We start from the raw sequence: 271 nt of genomic DNA on the forward strand, positions 1-271 counted from the left end.
CCTCGCCCGCCTGCTCCAGGGGCTCCAGGGGAGGAAGGTGTGGGTGGAGCTGGACGCCCAGGAGCGGGACCGCTACCGGAGGGTGCTGGCCTACCTGTACCTGGAGGATCCCAGGGGAGACTGGATCCACGGGGGGAGCCGGTTGCTCCAGGTGAACCTGGAGCTGGTGAGGGCCGGGTGGGCCGAGCCCTACACCGTGCCCCCCAATGTCCGCTACGCCGCCCTCTACCTCCAGGCCGCCCGGGAGGCTCGGGCCAAGGGGGTGGGGATG

At 72.0% G+C, this 271-nt stretch carries 1 protein-coding gene; it reads left to right on the top strand.

Annotated elements, in window-relative coordinates:
• The coding region (locus ACYQ0J_RS00665; RefSeq protein WP_460170275.1) for a thermonuclease family protein at positions 1-271 on the top strand (271 nt) is incomplete at both ends.

The organism is Thermus sp. FJN-A (genome assembly GCF_054655095.1).